Origin of the sequence: Caballeronia concitans (genome assembly GCF_001544615.1) — a bacterium.
GTDB lineage: Bacteria > Pseudomonadota > Gammaproteobacteria > Burkholderiales > Burkholderiaceae > Caballeronia > Caballeronia concitans.
In genome coordinates this window covers 480436-493608 of sequence record NZ_FCNV02000002.1, presented here as the reverse complement: position 1 = coordinate 493608, position 13173 = coordinate 480436, and the positions used below count along the sequence as shown (strand labels likewise).

General features: G+C 63.0%; 15 protein-coding genes. 4 read left to right on the top strand and 11 right to left on the bottom strand.

Translation table 11 applies throughout. From position 1 onward, the window contains the following. Window positions 1-38 precede the first annotated feature (38 nt). From AWB72_RS08370 to AWB72_RS08320, 11 genes are all read right to left on the bottom strand, one after another. Entirely contained in the window at window positions 39-767 is a 729-nt protein-coding gene (locus AWB72_RS08370; RefSeq protein WP_040050665.1) for an OmpW/AlkL family protein, read from the bottom strand. Between the two features lie 108 nt (window positions 768-875). Beyond that, window positions 876-1610 (bottom strand): iron-containing redox enzyme family protein, encoded by a 735-nt coding sequence (locus AWB72_RS08365; RefSeq protein ID WP_167550945.1) that lies wholly within the window; start codon window positions 1608-1610, stop codon window positions 876-878. A 14-nt stretch (window positions 1611-1624) separates the two neighbouring features. After that, window positions 1625-4021 (bottom strand): EAL domain-containing protein, encoded by a 2397-nt coding sequence (locus tag AWB72_RS08360; protein ID WP_159459348.1) that lies wholly within the window; start codon window positions 4019-4021, stop codon window positions 1625-1627. 348 nt (window positions 4022-4369) lie between these two features. After that, on the bottom strand, window positions 4370-4588 hold the full coding sequence (locus tag AWB72_RS08355; protein ID WP_040050663.1) for a hypothetical protein: 219 nt from the start codon (window positions 4586-4588) through the stop codon (window positions 4370-4372). 208 nt (window positions 4589-4796) lie between these two features. Next, entirely contained in the window at window positions 4797-5000 is a 204-nt protein-coding gene (locus AWB72_RS08350) for a cold-shock protein (RefSeq protein ID WP_040050662.1), read from the bottom strand. 212 nt (window positions 5001-5212) lie between these two features. Further along, window positions 5213-7579, bottom strand: coding sequence for a hybrid sensor histidine kinase/response regulator (locus AWB72_RS08345; protein WP_244285562.1), 2367 nt, complete (start codon window positions 7577-7579; stop codon window positions 5213-5215). A 198-nt stretch (window positions 7580-7777) separates the two neighbouring features. Further along, the gene (locus AWB72_RS08340; protein ID WP_052449886.1) at window positions 7778-8077 is read right to left on the bottom strand and encodes a DUF6723 family protein; all 300 of its coding nucleotides are present in this window, start codon (window positions 8075-8077) and stop codon (window positions 7778-7780) included. A 133-nt stretch (window positions 8078-8210) separates the two neighbouring features. After that, a complete protein-coding gene (locus AWB72_RS08335; protein ID WP_040050661.1) occupies window positions 8211-8660 on the bottom strand; it encodes a DUF3597 domain-containing protein in 450 nt (149 codons plus the stop codon). 62 nt (window positions 8661-8722) lie between these two features. After that, the gene (locus tag AWB72_RS08330; protein WP_040050660.1) at window positions 8723-8938 is read right to left on the bottom strand and encodes a DUF2795 domain-containing protein; all 216 of its coding nucleotides are present in this window, start codon (window positions 8936-8938) and stop codon (window positions 8723-8725) included. 42 nt (window positions 8939-8980) lie between these two features. Then, the gene (locus tag AWB72_RS08325; protein ID WP_040050659.1) at window positions 8981-9193 is read right to left on the bottom strand and encodes a hypothetical protein; all 213 of its coding nucleotides are present in this window, start codon (window positions 9191-9193) and stop codon (window positions 8981-8983) included. Between the two features lie 30 nt (window positions 9194-9223). Continuing rightward, window positions 9224-10003, bottom strand: a complete 780-nt coding sequence (locus tag AWB72_RS08320; RefSeq protein WP_052449885.1) for an OBAP family protein — start codon at window positions 10001-10003, stop codon at window positions 9224-9226. Window positions 10004-10159: 156 nt separating this feature from the next. On the opposite strand from AWB72_RS08320, the gene AWB72_RS08315 reads away from it, so the two are divergent. The 4 genes from AWB72_RS08315 (at window position 10160) to AWB72_RS08300 (ending at window position 13172) form a co-directional block, all read left to right on the top strand. After that, window positions 10160-10351, top strand: coding sequence for a hypothetical protein (locus AWB72_RS08315; protein WP_040050658.1), 192 nt, complete (start codon window positions 10160-10162; stop codon window positions 10349-10351). Window positions 10352-10367: 16 nt separating this feature from the next. Continuing rightward, on the top strand, window positions 10368-11234 hold the full coding sequence (locus AWB72_RS08310; RefSeq protein WP_040050657.1) for an MBL fold metallo-hydrolase: 867 nt from the start codon (window positions 10368-10370) through the stop codon (window positions 11232-11234). Between the two features lie 155 nt (window positions 11235-11389). Continuing rightward, window positions 11390-12658 carry a sulfite dehydrogenase gene (gene soxC / locus AWB72_RS08305; protein WP_244285561.1) on the top strand — a complete coding sequence of 423 codons (1269 nt, stop codon included), beginning with the start codon at window positions 11390-11392 and terminating at the stop codon, window positions 12656-12658. Next, window positions 12651-13172 (top strand): c-type cytochrome, encoded by a 522-nt coding sequence (locus AWB72_RS08300; RefSeq protein WP_040050656.1) that lies wholly within the window; start codon window positions 12651-12653, stop codon window positions 13170-13172. Before soxC ends, AWB72_RS08300 begins: the two co-directional genes overlap by 8 nt. Window position 13173 lies beyond the last annotated feature (1 nt).

The following is a 13173-nucleotide window of genomic DNA, read 5'->3' as shown; positions in this document are numbered from 1 at the left end:
CGGCGGCATGATCGTCGACATCTACATCGGCAAGCCGCTTAGAACTTGTAGCCGATCGAGAGGAACGTCACGACCGGATCGAGCTTGATCTTCGACTCGCTCTTGACCGTGCCCACCGCCGATTGCGTTTCGAGCGTCGCGCGGGACTTCAGCCACATATACGACACCGAGAACGCCGCCGACCAGTGTTCGGTGAAGTTGTACGTGAATCCCGCGTTGACGACCGGCGCGAACGAGCTGCTGAGCTTCACGCTCGTCGGTCCCGTCAGCGCGCTGCCGTACTGGTTCGAGTAGAGGAATGCGCCGCTTCCCATCGCGCCGTTCAGCTTCTCGTCCGAGAACCACACATACGAGCCGCCCGCGCCGAGATACGGACGGAAGCGGCTTTGGGCGCTGCCGAAGTAGTACTTGAGCAGCAGCGTCGGGCTCCATTCGCGCGCCGAGCCGAGCTTGCCGAACGGGCTCAGCGTGCCGGTGCCGTACAGGTTGAACTTGGGCGGCACGCCGAACACGCCTTCAGCGGCGATGTGATCGGTGATGAAGTACGTCGCGGTGAAGCCGACCGTATCGGCGTCGCTGACGGATGCGCCCGCGCCCGGTGCCGTGGTCGTCTGACCAAGCGCCATGATCTTGAACGGACCGCTCGATTCCTGCGGCGCGAAGTGCATCCACCCGGCGTTGACGACGACACTGCCCGCCGCCTGTGCGTGAGCGCCCGTGACACATAGGGCCGCGGCGGCCGCACACGCAAATTGCTTCTTGTTCATTGCTTTTCCAGATTGGTTCCAGGTTGCCGGGCAGAGCGAATCCGCTCCGCGCATGACGAACGCATGGCGGATACGGATGACGCTCTTGAATCAGCGGAAGACGGTCGGTTACAGGCAGCAGTCGAGGCTCATCTTGAAGTACTCGTAGCTCATCGCGATGCTGCGACGCACTTCGTGCACTTCATCGACGCCCGGCGCGTTGCCGAGCAGCGTAGCGACGATTTCGAGCGCTTCCCACGGATGCGCATCGTCGTAGTGGGCGTGCAGGCTGAGCCAGCGCATGGCCTTGCGGCGAATCGATACCGGGAAGCTGTTCGCGTACGTCTCGCTGCTGCACACGAGCGTCGCCCATTCGCCGGTCACGCCTTCGATCGCGAAGTTCGTCGCGGCGATGCTGGCCGCGAGCGGGTCCGTGCTGCTGCTCTTCCAGCACCAGTGGCTGAGCGCATACGCGAGCGTCGGGCCGTTGGCCTTCATCAGCGCGCGCTTGCTCACGTCATGAGCGGCCGCCCAGTCCACCCAGTAATCGGCGTGATTCTGCTCGACGCGGATATTGCGCGTCAGGTAGCGGCGAGCCAGGTCTTCGCCGCGCGAATGGCCATAGCGCACCTTTTGCAGGTTCATCGCCATGTATTGCGGGAACTGCTCGACGACCGGCCAGCCGTTCACGAGGAACGCTTCGGCCTGGCGAGCTTCGAGCTTCGCCTCGCGCATCGCCGCGAAAATCGGATGCTTGACGATAGCCTGCTTCGCCTCGCTGGTATCGTTCAATACGTCGCCAAGCCATGCCGGGTAACTCGCGATGTCCTTCAGGTCGCCAACCCGCTGAAAAGTCGGATCCAAAACGTGCACTCCTCTTAGATGTTGATATGTTCGACGTGCTGTGCCCAGGGTTCGGGCCGTCCGACATGGAAGCCTTGTACGTAATCGACGCCCATCTCCCGTAGCGCGCGAAGGATCGCCTCGCTTTCCACGTATTCCGCAATCGTCAGACGGCCCATCGAGTGGCCGATATCGTTGATGGCCGCTACCATGTCTTTATTAACGGCATCCTTGAGCATGTCCTTGATGAATCCGCCGTCGATCTTGACGTAGTCGACCGGTAGATGTTTCAGATAGCCGAAGGAGGACATGCCCGCGCCGAAGTCGTCGAGCGCGAACTTGCAGCCGCGCTTCTTCAGCTCGCGGATGAAACGCGCGGCGGCGGCAAGATTGGCGACGGCGGTGGTCTCGGTCACTTCGAAGCAGATCGACGAAGCCGCGACGCCGGTGATCGCGAACTGCTCGTTGAGATACTGGAGGAAGCGCTCATCGCCGATGGATGCGCCCGACAGGTTGATGCCGTACTCCATGCCGTCGGTATCCGGCATCTGCGCGAGCGTCGAGAACACCGCGCGCACCACCCAGCGGTCGATGGCGGACATCAGCCCATAACGCTCCGCTGCCGGCATGAAGAGTCCGGGCGGCACGATATCGCCGCGCTCGCCCACCATGCGCAACAGAATCTCCCTATGACGCGGATGCGCCGTGCCGTTATGGCGCGCGCCCTGCAGCGCGGTCGCGCAGATGTCTTGCGCGTAGAGGCAGAAGCGGTCGTTCGCGAGCGCATCCTTGATGCGTCCGCACCACGACATCTCGCTTGCATGGCGCGTGAGTTCCTTGTCGCCCGGCACCGCGAGATGCACGCGGTCGCGGCCGCGCTCTTTCGCGAGATAACACGCGATATCGCCGTAACGCATGGCCGTTTCGACATCGAGCCCGTTCTGCCGAAGATCGACGACGCCGATGCTCACGCTCGTCGACAGCCGATGCGTTTCCCACGACCACTCGAACGCCGCGACATCCTTTCTCAGGCGCTCCGCGATCTGCATGGCGGTTTGCTTGTCGCAATTGCAGAGCAGCGCGCCGAATTCGTCGCCGCCCAGACGGCCGAGCACGTCTTCTTCGCGCAGGCATTCTTCTATGAAGAGCGCGACTTCGCGCAACATGGCGTCGCCGGCGGCGTGACCGTAGGTATCGTTGACGACCTTGAACTGGTCGAGGTCCAGCATCATCAGCATTTGCGCGCGATGCGACGGATCGACATCCGATTCGCGATCGAGCGCGGTGGAGAGGCGCCGCTCGAATTCCGTGCGGTTCAGAAGGCCCGTGAGTCCGTCATGCGTCGCCTGCCAGGCGAGGTTCGACACGTACTCGCGCTCGCGCGTCATGTTTCGCAGCAGCAGCACGACGCCCGTGAGCGTGTCCGAATGATCGCGCACGACCGACGTGATGGCCTGCACGACGATATCGACGCCCATCGCGTTGGTCAGGATGAGGTCGCCGCAGACGTCTTCCGGCTCCGATTCCTTCAGCGCTTCGTCGATCACATCGACGGGACGCCGGTCCCATTCGCGCGCCACCGTCACGAGCGCGCCGAGCGGGCGGTTCACGCAGGCCGCGGCTTCGCGGCAGAAGAGCTTTTCGGCCGCCGGATTGATGAACTCGACGAGACCCGACGGCCCGACCGAAATCACCGCTTCGCCGATGGAGCCGAGCGTCGCCTTCGCGCGCGCCTCGCTTCGGCGCAGCGCGTTTTCCGTGGCGAGCCGCGCGGTGATGAAACGCCGCGCATACCACCCGGACAGGCAGACGAGCAGCACCGCGACCACGACGTTGACCGTGAAGAGCAGCATCGCCGTCTGGCGGAACGCGGAGCCGAGCACGTCGGCGAACGCGCGCGAGATCGGCGCGATGGTGCCGTTGATGTTCCAGACTTCGTCGGTCAGATGATCGACGTCCTCGTGACCCGCGCCTCCGCGCTTGACGGCGGCGCGCAACTGGCGGCCCGCGTCGGCGAGCTTGTCCACGAGCAGATCGCCTGCTGTCCAGTACGCCACCGCCTCCTGGAAATAGCTCGCGCGCCGGAACGTGCGGAAGACCCAGATGACCGCGCCGACATCGGCGGGATAGACGCCGCTCGCGAGCAGCGCGGCGCGCGCGGCGGGCACATCGGGATCGGGACGGTCGAGCGCGAGACGCGCGCGCTTCAGACTGAGCGGATACGCGATCGCGTTCTCGTATTCGGCGAACGCCTGCTCGTCGCCGGTTTGGGCGTAGCGGACGAGGTAGAAGACCGCGTCCTTCTGTCCTTTCGACCAGGTGCTTTCCCCGCCGATATAGGCGCGCACCGACGACATGATCGCGAGACTCGTGGCCGCCATCGCCAGAAGCGAAATGACCACCGCGAGGAACGGCCAGATTGTGTTGAACAATTGCCGATTCGTCGTTTTGGGGGCAACGCGCATGTTTTCCTTTTTGTGGTTCTCTCAGAAACGACGAAACGATGCGACTGCAAAGCCGGACGGAACGAGGCCGCCCGACGAGCCGGATGCGCCACCCTGTACCGGAATATCGGCAGGCGGCGCTTCGGCTTGAGGCTCTAATTGGGATGTGAAACGTTTGCCGCGTTGAATCTTAATTATCGGGCGCGTTACTCCGATAACGTTCGGCGAGGGAAAAACTGCTGGGGTGACGCGGTAACGGGTCGACGTTACCGGAAGAGGCTGTGGCGGTTCGGTTTCGAACCGCTCGTTTCATTTTTGACTGGTCGTGGCGGGCGCTCAGCCGCGCGTGTCGATCCAGTCCTGCGCCCATCGGCGGGAATACTCGATTGCGTCGGCTTCCTTGGGGAAGTAATCGAGCGAATAAAAGCGATATTCGCTATCGCTCGGATTTTGATCAGCGCGTTCCAGCAATACGTTCGCGGAGAAACTGTTATCGCGCAGACGATGCGCGGAGGCATGCACCGCATAACCGCGGTAATTTTGAATCGATGTCATTTTTTAATTTTGAATGTAAATGCTTTCCGGCGAAAAAGCGGAAAGTGGGGGTGCGTCTTGGGTGCTGCGTCTGAAAGACGTTTTTGGGGGGAGTTGGCCTGAAACGGCTTGGCCTGAGAAAAACGCGGAAGGGAGGCAGAACCAGCAGGAAATCGGGAGCCGATTATTCAGCTCCCGATGTGCAGCAGATGCAGCAGCTACAACAGGCTTACAGCGGCTTGATGTTCGAGGCTTGCATGCCCTTCGGGCCGCGCTTCGTTTCAAAGCTCACCTTTTGGCCTTCTGCCAGGCTCTTGAAGCCGTCGGCGCGAATTTCCGAGAAGTGTGCGAAGAGGTCGTCGCCGCCGTTATCCGGCGTGATGAAGCCAAAACCCTTGGTGTCGTTGAACCATTTAACCGTACCGGTATCCATGAGAATCCTGAAATGAATAAGTGTTGATCGCTCAGTGAGCAGGGCGAAGCAGCAAGGAGGGAGTGGACAACGAATACCGGAGGGGAATCCAACTATTGATGAACAGCAATCGACTTCTTGAACTTCAAAAAGCATTATGCCCGAACCCGAACGTTTCAGTCAACTATTTTCTGAGATAAATGTGCGGGTCCGGTTCGCGCTTCGTTGTGACGTCAGGTGCCGCCGTCTTCGCGCAACGCCTGTTCGAGCTGCTCGAGCGTGTAAGGCTTGCGCAGCGCCTGCCACGGAAAATCGCGCACGTCTTCCTGCATGACGTTGTCGCCCGATGCGAATATCACGCGCACCTTCGGATAACGCTCGATCCAGCGCCGCGCCAGATCGATGCCCGTCATGTCCGGCAGATTGATGTCGGTGAGCAGGACGTCGAACGTGCCTTGCGTCATCGCGTCCAGCGCCGCGCGCGCGTTCGCCGCGCCGACGGCATCGTGGCCCAGCATCATGAGCAGTTCGCTCACCGCCTCGCGCGTCGCGCTGTCGTCTTCCACGACGAGCACGCGCTTGGCCGCCGCCTGAATGGGCGCGGGCGGCGGTGCGTCGGAAGGCTCGGCGACGGCCTTGCCGGGAGAGGCGAGCATCTGCCGGATCTTGAAGGCCAGGTCTTCGCGGCTATACGGCTTGCTCAACAGTTCGACGCCGGGGTCGAGTCGCCCGCCATGCACGATGGCATTCTGCGTGTACCCCGACGTGAACAGCACGCGCACGTGCGGCTGCAGTTCGAGCGCGCGCCGCGCCATTTCGGGACTCTTCACGGAGCCGGGCATGACGACATCGGTGAAGATGAGATCGACATGCACGCCGCTGCTCAGCACCACGAGCGCCTGATCGGCGTTGTTCGCCTTCAGCACGCTGTAGCCGAGATCGACCAGCATTTCGATGACGGTCGCCTGCACCTTCTGGTCGTCCTCGACGACGAGCACGGTTTCCGTGCCGCCCGTGACCGGCGCGTTGCGCCACGCGACGGGCTGATGCGCCTCCACCGACGATCGCGGCAGATACACGCGCACCGTCGTGCCGTGTCCGACTTCGCTGTAAATGCGGATATGCCCGCCGCTTTGCTTCACGAAACCATACGCCATGCTCAGTCCGAGGCCGGTGCCTTCGCCTTCTGGCTTCGTGGTGAAGAACGGATCGAACGCGCGCTCCGCAATTTCCGGCGACATGCCGATGCCCGTATCCGTCACGCCGAGCATCACGTACTGGCCGGCGGGCACGTCGGAGAGTGAGCGCACGTAGCGGTCGTCGAGCATCGCGTTGGCGAGTTCGAGCGTGAGCTTGCCGCCTTCGGGCATCGCGTCGCGCGCATTGATGGCGAGATTCAACAGCACGTTTTCGAGCTGATGCGAATCCACGAACGCGTTCCACAGCCCGCCCGACACCACCGTCTCCACTTCGATGGTCTCGCCGAGCGCGCGCCGCAGCAGGTCGTCCATGCCGCGCACCATCGCCGCGAGATTGACCGATACCGGCCGCAGCGCCTGCCTGCGCCCGAACGCGAGCAATTGCGATGCGAGCTTCGCGCCGCGCTCGACGGCGTCGATGGCGCTGCCCAGGCGATCCATGCTCCAGTTGTCGTGCAGGCAACGGCTGCGCAGCAGTTCGAGATTGCCGCGCAGCACTTGAAGCACGTTGTTGAAATCGTGCGCGACGCCGCCGGTCAGCTTGCCGATCGCCTCCATCTTCTGCGCCTGCAAGAGCGCCGCGCGCGTCTCTTCGAGCAGCTGATCCGCTTCGCGCCGCTCGGTGACATCGCGCGTGATCTTCGCGAAGCCGATGAGCGTGCCGGTTTCGTCGCGGATGGCGTCGACGATCACATGCGCCCAGAACCGCGTGCCGTCGCGGCGCAGACGCCAGCCTTCCGACTCGAAGCGGCCCTCGCGCGCGGCCGTGTCCAGCGCGCGCTGCGGCAGTCCGGCTGCGGCGTCCTCGGGGGAATAGAAGCGGGAGAAGTGCGCGCCGATGATCTCGTCGGCGGTATAGCCCTTGATGCGCCGCGCTCCGTTGTTCCAGTTAGTGACGAGGCCTTCGGGCGACAGCATGAAGATGGAATAGTCGGTGACGCCTTCCACGAGCAGCCTGAAACGCCGCTCGCTTTCAATGACCGCGTCATGCGTCTTGCGCTTGTCGCTTTCGTCGCGAGCAATCTTCACGAAGCCGAGCAGCGTGCCGTCGCGGTCCATGAGCGACGTGGTCAGCACGCTCGCCCAGAATACCGAGCCGTCCTTGCGCTTGCGCCATCCTTCCGTTTCGAAGCTCTTGTGTTCGCGCGCCTCGCGCAGTTCCGTTTCGACGATGCCGTGCTCGCGGGCATCGTCGGGAAAGAAGATGGAGTAATGGCGTCCGATGATCTCGTCGGCGGCATAGCCGTACATCGCCGCGCCGCCGGGGTTCCACGTGCGGATGACGCCTTCGGGCGACAGGCAGAAGGCGGCAAGGCTCGCGGTCGATTCGATCCAGATCCGCGCCCAGTCGCGGAGGGCGCCGTCGTCGTGTATCTCACTGCTGCGCATGGCACTCGTCATCGGTTCTTATACTCGTTGCCCCTCGACGGGACAATTCGCAAGGCATGGGCGGAAGTTCATTAACCGAACATTCTAGCGGCTTGCGCGCTTTCCCGTGCGAAGGCGAAGTGCGGTCCCGCACTCGCTCGTGCATCGTCCGGACGGTGCGCCGCGCTTTCGGTTCGGGGGAGTGGCGAGTCTTCCTCGGCCCAATGCGAGTTAAAGCTCGGGCATCTTGAGATCCGCCTCGACGATCTCTCTGCCGCGTGCCTGCGCCGCGTTGCGCGCATCGTTCTTCTGCGTGAACGGACCGATCTCGTCGGCGCCATCGAAGGGATACAGCAGACGCCCGTCGGTGAGACGCACGACCTTCAGCGTGCCGACGAACGCGCCGCTCACATGCGGGCGATACGACGCGTAGATCGCATAGTCGTCTTCGGTGAGGCCGGGTTTGGCCGCCAAGTCTTTCTTCCACGGAAACAGGACGAGCTTCGCGCGGCGGGAGACCGGTTCTTTCATGGCGATCACATCCTTCTGAGGAAACGACGCAAACGGTTAGCACGTTATGTGCCGAATCCTCGGACGCCCGATCGCATGATCGAACCGGCCACGGGCGCTGATTGAAGCTTTAGTCCTTCAGTGCATCGAGACTTCAGTTCTTGAGGTCGTCCGGCACCTTGCCGCCGTTCTCCGCGAGCTTCTTCATGACCTCCTTGTGCAGCCAGATGTTCATCGAAGCGGAATCGTCCGTGTTGCCGGTGTAATGCAGTTCGGATGCGAGTTCCTTGCGCGCCTGCAGGCTGCTGTCGAGATCGAGCAACTTCATCAGATCGACGATCGACGTGCGCCAGTTCAGATTCGCGCCGTTCTGCTGCTGCTTCTGCGAGAGGACCGCTTCGACATCGACTTCGGGCATCGGCGTCACCGCAGGACGCGCGGGTTCGGTGCCCGCCGTGGCCGGTGCAGCTGCCGGATTCGCCTGTGCCGCCGCCGGCGCGCCACCCGCGTTCGATGCGGCCGGCGGTGTGGTCGCCCCCGATGCCGTCGCGGCGGGATGGTCATGCGGGAAGATCTTGTTCAGGATGGTCGAAAAAATGCTCATTGTGTTCCCCCTTGATTTGAGCGGCGCAACGTGTGCGCGGGTTGCCGTTGAACGAAAGCCTTCTACTCTTCCTGCCCGACCGCCTTCGATACGGCGGCAGGACTTTCATACTGTTGATCGGGCAGCGCATCGAGCGCATTCATGATTTCCTCGCTCGCGCCGTTGCTGCGCGCGGTGTCGAGGAGCGTTTGCTTGTCCGCGGGATAGTCGATTCCCTTGAGCGCCTTCTGCATGTCGATAAACATGCTGTTCGACCCGCCGGACTGCTGACTGGCCATCGCGTATCTCCTGATGTGTGATGAAGCGGCGGTGCCGTTCGCTTACTGGCTCGCGCCGGAAGGTGCGTCGCTGGCGGCGGTGGCGGGCGCAGGCGATGCGGCGGGCGCGGAAGCCATCGGCGCGGATGCCGCCGTATCGCTTGCTGGAGCAGTGCTGCCCGCGGTATCCGAGCCGCGCTTGCAGCCTGCCGTGAGCGACATGGCGGCGACGACGGCGGCCAGCACTGCCGTTCGGGTAATGTGGTTCGTGCGCATTTGTCCTTCCTCCTTGGTGCGTTTCGTTGATCACGACGCGTCGCGCCGGTCCTTGAACGGAACCTCTTCGAGCGTCGTCTGCACTGACGTGCCGCTTTCCCACGCATTCGCGCCGGGTGCGATGTCCGGCACGGGGATGTCGTAGCGTTTGCGCCTGCGTTCTTCCCACGAGACGCCAAGACGCGCATCGCGTTCGGCGAGCATGGACTCGTCGAGCTGACCGTCCTGCGTGAAGCCCATCATCAGTTGCGGCGCGCCGTACGGGAAATCATCGCGATCGATCTGCCACGTATGAAACGTCTTGCCGTACGTGGAGACGAGATCGTTGAAATACGCGCGCTCGGCCATCTCGGGGATGCCGGGCGCAACGAGAATGCCCGACTTCACCTCGTAATGATGGCTATGCCAAAGCCGCCGCTCTTCTTCGGGCAACTGCCGGTAACGCTCTTCAGAAATGATGTATTCGATGCCGATGAGGCGCGCATCGGGCCGGTTCGAATCGAAGATCACGCATTGATGCAGGTCATGCCGGAGATGGATGCAGAAGTGGTGCGCTTCGACCTGACGGCCCATGTCGTCCGCATACATGTGGAAGCCGTTGAGCCACGTGCTCATGGCGTCGAGCGGATATTTCGGCTGCATCATGCCGGATGCCAGATCGAGCAGACGATGCTTCGCCGAATGACCCTTGCCCGTTTGCGCGAGCGCGTTCACGCGGCGGCCGATCAACAAGCCCGCCGCTGCCGCAAGACCGGCGACCACGCCCGCCGCGAGCGGCATCAACGGGTCCTGCACGTGTCGGTCGTTCATCCATGCCTCCTGGCTTTCGACTCTCTTGGAGTCGGGCAGCAATCTTCGTTCCGGCACGAGTCACGAATCAGGCATTTCGGGGCACTGCGATTGCTTGATCGATCGCGCGGACACGCGCCGCATTCCGTCCATCGACATTCATCGCAGGAGTGAACCATGAGCACGCCATCGCAGAACGGTAAGCCGGATCAATCGCAGAACGCCGACGAAGCATCGCAAACAGATGGCGACGAAACGTTCACGACCGATGTCTCCGAAACGGACGATGAAGGCACGACCGTGCGTGAAGCCGAAGTGAGAAAGGACGATCTGTCCGAAGTGAAGCCGCAAGGCGGCGACAAGTCCTGACGCCGCGCGAGCCTTCATGCGCGTGCATCACCTCAACTGCATATCGAGTTGCCCGCTCGGCGGCAGGCTGTTCGACGGCCGCACGCCGAGCCTGCTGCAACGCGGCGAACTCACGTGTCATTGCCTGCTGATCGAAACGAACGACGGACTCGTGCTCGTCGATACGGGCTTCGGCCTGCGAGACGTCGCCAATCCGCAGAGCCGCCTGAGCACGTTCTTTCTTTTCCTCGTGAAGCCCGCGTTTCGCGAGGAAATGACGGCGGTGCGGCAGATCGAACGAATGGGCTTCAAGGCGAGCGACGTGCGGCACATCGTGATGAGCCATCTCGACTTCGATCACGCGGGCGGCCTCGACGACTTCCCGCACGCGACCGTTCACATGCTCGGCATCGAGCGCGACTACGCGTTCGCGCAGAAGACGTGGCTGGACCGCCAGCGCTTTCGCCCGCAACAATGGTCCACGCGCGGCAACTGGAAGGTGCATGCCGGAGGCGGCGACACGTGGCGCGGCTTCGACGCGGTGCGTCCGTTGCCCGGTTTCGCCGATGACATCGCGCTCGTGCCGCTGCCCGGCCATACGTTCGGGCACGCGGGCATCGCAGTGCGCAATGACGATCGATGGCTCCTGCTCGCCGCCGATGCCTATTTCTTTCACACGGAAATGGACTGGGACCGGCCGCGCTGCACGCCGGGCCTCGCGTTCTATCAATGGATGATGGAAAAGGACCGCGCGGCGCGGCTTCGCAATCAGGCGCGGCTGCGCGAGTTGTGCAGGCACGCGGGACCTGAACTGACCGTCTTCTGCAGTCACGATCCGTTCGAATTCGAAAGGCTTTCCGGCCGCGCGCCGGGCGTGCCTGCGGAGCAACTGGTCTTGTCCTGACAAGGCGCGTGCTGCGTCTTCTTTCATAACGATATGAATCGTCCTTGGTTAGCGGACGAATGTTCCTTGACTAGAATGGTGCGCCGCGTTGTCATGCAATGAAGACCGCGACCGTCCCTGCGCGTCGCGGGCGAAAATATTACGGAATCCATACGATGCAAGAAACAACGAGAAAGACGCGGCGTCCGTCCTTGCCCGAAGGCCGGCGCGATGCCATGCGCAAGCTCGCGGCGGGCGCGGCCGGTGCGCTTGCTTCGGGTGCTGCCTTTCGTGCCGATGCCATCGCGCCGCTCGCGGTGCCGGCATGGACGCGCGAACCCGGCGCACCGCTGCTGTCGCCGGCTTATGGCGTGCCTTCATCGTTCGAAGGCGATGTCATTCGACGCACCGCGCGCGCGCCTGCGATGCCCGGCTCCGGCTCCTCGATGACGCCGCTCGCCGATCTCTTCGGCACCCTCACGCCGAACGGCCTCGTCTACGAGCGGCATCATGCAGGCGTGCCGAAGATCGATCCGGACCAGCATCGGCTCGTGATACACGGCCTCGTGCGCGAGCCGCGCATCTTCAGCATGGACGATCTCGTGCGCCTGCCTTCCGAGTCGCACGTGTACTTTCTCGAATGTTCGGGCAATACGCGAACGGAGTGGAAAGGGCCGAGCGGGCTGCCCGTGCAACTCACGCACGGCCTGCTTTCATGCTGCGAGTGGACCGGCGTGCGGCTTTCGACCTTGCTCGATGAAGTCGGCATCGATCCTTCCGCGCAATGGCTGCTGGCCGAAGGCGCGGACGGCGCGGCCATGACGCGCAGCCTGCCGCTCGATCGCATCATGGAGCGCGCGCTCGTCGTCTATGCACAGAACGGCGAACGCCTTCGCGCGGAGAACGGCTATCCGGTGCGGCTCATCGTGCCGGGCTTCGAAGGCAACACGAACATCAAATGGCTGCGGCGTCTGAAGCTCGTGCGCGAACCGGAAATGACACGCGAGGAAACATCCAAGTACACGAATCTCTTGCCCGATGGCCGTGCGCGTCAGTTCGTCTTCGAGATGGATGCGAAGTCGGTCATCGCGCGTCCTTCGGCGGGGCATCGGCTGAAGGAGCGCGGCTACCATGCGATCAGCGGTTATGCATGGTCGGGACGCGGGCGCATCCGCAGCGTGGACGTATCGACCGATGGCGGCAAGAGCTGGCGCGCCGCGCGTCTCACGAGCGCGGTGCATGACCGCGCGCTCACGCCCTTCGAAGCGGACTGGCAATGGGACGGCGGCCCCGCGAATCTGCAAAGCCGCGCGACGGATGAAACCGGCTACGTGCAGCCGACGCGCGAAGCACTCGTCGCTGCACGCGGGGTCAACTCCGAATATCACTACAACGGCATCCAGAACTGGCGCGTCGATGAAAGCGGCGAGGTGCGCAATGCTTAAGGCCCTATCGATTGCAGTTGCGTGCATGATGCCTGCACTCGCGTCGGCGACCGATTACGGCATCGGCCATGCCATCGATCGCAACGCGATTGCGTCATGGGACATCGACATCGACGCAGCGGGCCACAATCTGCCCGCAGGTTCCGGCGATGTCGCGCACGGCAAGCAGATCTTCGGCGCGAAATGCGCGATGTGTCACGGCGCGAACGGCGAGGGCGGCGTCGGCGATCCGCTCGTCGGCGGCATCGGCACGTTGTCGAGCGAGAAGCCGAAGAAGACCGTGGGAAGTTACTGGCCTTACGCGACGACGCTCTACGACTACATTCGCCGCGCGATGCCGTATGACGCGCCGCAATCGCTTTCGGCGGACGACGTCTATGCGGTGAGCGCGTATGTGCTCTATCTGAACAAGATCGTTCCGGAAGACACGCGGCTCGACGCGAAGTCGCTGCCGCGCGTGAAGATGCCGAATCGCGATGGCTTCGTTAGCGATCCGCGGCCGGGAAAACTGTAGC

What these genes read in the sequence shown, in the direction of transcription:
- AWB72_RS08370 (WP_040050665.1), bottom strand. Translation starts at nt 767, where the DNA reads ATGAACAAGAAGCAATTTGCGTGTGCGGCCGCCGCGGCCCTATGTGTC.
- AWB72_RS08355 (WP_040050663.1), bottom strand. Translation starts at nt 4,588, where the DNA reads ATGACATCGATTCAAAATTACCGCGGTTATGCGGTGCATGCCTCCGCG.
- AWB72_RS08350 (WP_040050662.1), bottom strand. Translation starts at nt 5,000, where the DNA reads ATGGATACCGGTACGGTTAAATGGTTCAACGACACCAAGGGTTTTGGC.
- AWB72_RS08345 (WP_244285562.1), bottom strand. Translation starts at nt 7,579, where the DNA reads ATGACGAGTGCCATGCGCAGCAGTGAGATACACGACGACGGCGCCCTC.
- AWB72_RS08340 (WP_052449886.1), bottom strand. Translation starts at nt 8,077, where the DNA reads ATGAAAGAACCGGTCTCCCGCCGCGCGAAGCTCGTCCTGTTTCCGTGG.
- AWB72_RS08335 (WP_040050661.1), bottom strand. Translation starts at nt 8,660, where the DNA reads ATGAGCATTTTTTCGACCATCCTGAACAAGATCTTCCCGCATGACCAT.
- AWB72_RS08330 (WP_040050660.1), bottom strand. Translation starts at nt 8,938, where the DNA reads ATGGCCAGTCAGCAGTCCGGCGGGTCGAACAGCATGTTTATCGACATG.
- AWB72_RS08325 (WP_040050659.1), bottom strand. Translation starts at nt 9,193, where the DNA reads ATGCGCACGAACCACATTACCCGAACGGCAGTGCTGGCCGCCGTCGTC.
- AWB72_RS08320 (WP_052449885.1), bottom strand. Translation starts at nt 10,003, where the DNA reads ATGAACGACCGACACGTGCAGGACCCGTTGATGCCGCTCGCGGCGGGC.
- AWB72_RS08315 (WP_040050658.1), top strand. Translation starts at nt 10,160, where the DNA reads ATGAGCACGCCATCGCAGAACGGTAAGCCGGATCAATCGCAGAACGCC.
- AWB72_RS08310 (WP_040050657.1), top strand. Translation starts at nt 10,368, where the DNA reads ATGCGCGTGCATCACCTCAACTGCATATCGAGTTGCCCGCTCGGCGGC.
- soxC (WP_244285561.1), top strand. Translation starts at nt 11,390, where the DNA reads ATGCAAGAAACAACGAGAAAGACGCGGCGTCCGTCCTTGCCCGAAGGC.
- AWB72_RS08300 (WP_040050656.1), top strand. Translation starts at nt 12,651, where the DNA reads ATGCTTAAGGCCCTATCGATTGCAGTTGCGTGCATGATGCCTGCACTC.